The organism is Paraburkholderia dinghuensis, from assembly GCF_003837865.1.
Classification (GTDB): Bacteria; Pseudomonadota; Gammaproteobacteria; order Burkholderiales; family Burkholderiaceae; genus Paraburkholderia; species Paraburkholderia dinghuensis.
Genome location: NZ_RQIS01000046.1, coordinates 1 through 3,345, shown reverse-complemented (window position 1 = coordinate 3,345; position 3,345 = coordinate 1). Strand labels below are relative to the sequence as shown.

The window sequence follows — 3,345 nt, the reverse complement described above, 5'->3', positions numbered from 1 at the left end:
TAAGGAGCCTGACGATTACCTACTTTCACACGGGCAATCCGCACTATCATCGGCGTGGAGTTGTTTCACGGTCCTGTTCGGGATGGGAAGGGGTGGGACCAACTCGCTATGGTCATCAGGCATGACGGGTTGCTGCGTCGCACCTGGGGTGCGCCACAGCCAATCTGGAAGAAGCGTAAAGAGGTTTTTGTTGGGGTTGTGTTGTTTGTGGCACAACACGCGATCTCTAGCCTGTGCGTTCTCTGCCCCCTTCTGCGGGGCTCCCTTCGGGAGTGAGATGCTCGTAAGTGCTGAAGCACTAACGATCATCGCAAAGACACACCTGTTATAGGATCAAGCCTTACGGGCAATTAGTATCAGTTAGCTTAACGCATTACTGCGCTTCCACACCTGACCTATCAACGTCCTGGTCTCGAACGACCCTTCAAGGGGATCAAGTCCCCGGGGAAGTCTCATCTTGAGGCGAGTTTCCCGCTTAGATGCTTTCAGCGGTTATCTCTTCCGAACATAGCTACCCGGCGATGCGACTGGCGTCACAACCGGTACACCAGAGGTTCGTCCACTCCGGTCCTCTCGTACTAGGAGCAGGCCCCCTCAAACTTCCAGCGCCCACGGCAGATAGGGACCAAACTGTCTCACGACGTTTTAAACCCAGCTCACGTACCTCTTTAAATGGCGAACAGCCATACCCTTGGGACCGGCTACAGCCCCAGGATGAGATGAGCCGACATCGAGGTGCCAAACACCGCCGTCGATATGAACTCTTGGGCGGTATCAGCCTGTTATCCCCAGAGTACCTTTTATCCGTTGAGCGATGGCCCTTCCATACAGAACCACCGGATCACTATGACCTGCTTTCGCACCTGCTCGACTTGTCAGTCTCGCAGTCAAGCACGCTTATGCCATTGCACTATCAGCACGATTTCCGACCGTACCTAGCGTACCTTCGTACTCCTCCGTTACCCTTTGGGAGGAGACCGCCCCAGTCAAACTGCCTACCATGCACTGTCCCCGACCCGGATCACGGGCCAAGGTTAGAACCTCAAACAGATCAGGGTGGTATTTCAAGGACGGCTCCACGGAAACTAGCGTTCCCGCTTCACAGCCTCCCACCTATCCTACACAAACCGGTTCAAAGTCCAATGCAAAGCTACAGTAAAGGTTCATGGGGTCTTTCCGTCTAGCCGCGGGGAGATTGCATCATCACAAACACTTCAACTTCGCTGAGTCTCGGGAGGAGACAGTGTGGCCATCGTTACGCCATTCGTGCAGGTCGGAACTTACCCGACAAGGAATTTCGCTACCTTAGGACCGTTATAGTTACGGCCGCCGTTTACCGGGACTTCAATCAAGAGCTTGCACCCCATCATTTAATCTTCCGGCACCGGGCAGGCGTCACACCCTATACGTCCACTTTCGTGTTTGCAGAGTGCTGTGTTTTTATTAAACAGTCGCAGCCACCAGTTTATTGCAACCCCTTCACCCTCCTGGCGCAGGCCAGTCAAGCTACAGGGGCGTACCTTATCCCGAAGTTACGGTACCAATTTGCCGAGTTCCTTCTCCCGAGTTCTCTCAAGCGCCTTAGAATACTCATCTCGCCCACCTGTGTCGGTTTGCGGTACGGTCACTGTTGAACTGAAGCTTAGAGGCTTTTCTTGGAACCACTTCCAGTTGCTTCGTCTCCGAAGAGACTCGCCTCACACCCTTGAATTCCGCGCCCGGATTTGCCAAAGCGCCTTCTCCAATGCAAGGACCGGGACTTCCAACACCCGGACAACCTTCCGCGATCCGTCCCCCCATCGCATTCAACAATGGTGCAGGAATATTGACCTGCTTCCCATCAGCTACGCATTTCTGCCTCGCCTTAGGGGCCGACTCACCCTACGCCGATGAACGTTGCGTAGGAAACCTTGGGCTTACGGCGAGGGGGCCTTTCACCCCCTTTATCGCTACTCATGTCAGCATTCGCACTTCCGATACCTCCAGCACACCTTACAGTGCACCTTCGCAGGCTTACGGAACGCTCTCCTACCATGCGTGCAAAGCACGCATCCGCAGCTTCGGTATATGACTTAGCCCCGTTACATCTTCCGCGCAGGACGACTCGATCAGTGAGCTATTACGCTTTCTTTAAAGGGTGGCTGCTTCTAAGCCAACCTCCTGACTGTTTTAGCCTTCCCACTTCGTTTCCCACTTAGTCATATTTGGGGACCTTAGCTGGCGGTCTGGGTTGTTTCCCTCTTGACACCGGACGTTAGCACCCGATGTCTGTCTCCCGTGATTGCACTCTTCGGTATTCGGAGTTTGCTATGGCGAAGTAATCCGCAATGGACCCTTCAACCATGACAGTGCTCTACCCCCGAAGGTGATACACGAGGCACTACCTAAATAGTTTTCGGAGAGAACCAGCTATTTCCAGGTTTGTTTAGCCTTTCACCCCTATCCACAGCTCATCCCCTAACTTTTCAACGTTAGTGGGTTCGGTCCTCCAGCACGTGTTACCGTGCCTTCAACCTGGCCATGGATAGATCACCTGGTTTCGGGTCTACACCCAGCGACTAGACGCCCTGTTCGGACTCGCTTTCGCTACGCCTGCCCTATTCGGTTAAGCTTGCCACTGAATGTAAGTCGCTGACCCATTATACAAAAGGTACGCCGTCACCCCTTGCGAGGCTCCGACTGTTTGTATGCATGCGGTTTCAGGATCTATTTCACTCCCCTCCCGGGGTTCTTTTCGCCTTTCCCTCACGGTACTGGTTCACTATCGGTCGATCACGAGTATTTAGCCTTGGAGGATGGTCCCCCCATCTTCAGACAGGATTTCACGTGTCCCGCCCTACTTGTCGTACACCTAGTTCTTCCTCTCTGTTTTCGCTTACGGGGCTATCACCCGCTATGGCCGCACTTTCCAGAGCGTTCAGCTAACAGTGAGAATAAAGAGTACAGGCTCTTCCCATTTCGCTCGCCACTACTTTGGGAATCTCGGTTGATTTCTTTTCCTGCGGTTACTTAGATGTTTCAGTTCACCGCGTTCGCTTCACGTGACCTATGTATTCAGTCACGGATACTCCAATAGGAGTGGGTTTCCCCATTCGGACATCTCCGGATCAAAGCTTGTTTGCCAGCTCCCCGGAGCTTTTCGCAGGCTACCGCGTCCTTCATCGCCTGTGATCGCCAAGGCATCCACCACATGCACTTGTTCGCTTGACCCTATAACGGGTATGTCTCATTGCTGATCCATACTCGCTACAGGCTGAGTTTTCGCGTTGTGCCGTATTCCAAAGCCCTCTTTCGAGGAACTTAAAAATACTTCGATACAATCACAACCCTGATTCACCTACTCCA

Annotated in this window: 2 rRNA genes; both read right to left on the bottom strand. The window is 53.2% G+C overall.

Annotated elements, in window-relative coordinates:
• Positions 1–6 precede the first annotated feature (6 nt).
• Positions 7–120: ribosomal RNA gene (gene rrf, locus D1Y85_RS26795) — 5S ribosomal RNA — on the bottom strand.
• A gap of 209 nt (positions 121–329) precedes the next feature.
• Positions 330–3,210: ribosomal RNA gene (locus D1Y85_RS26790) — 23S ribosomal RNA — on the bottom strand.
• Between the last annotated feature and the right edge of the window lie 135 nt (positions 3,211–3,345).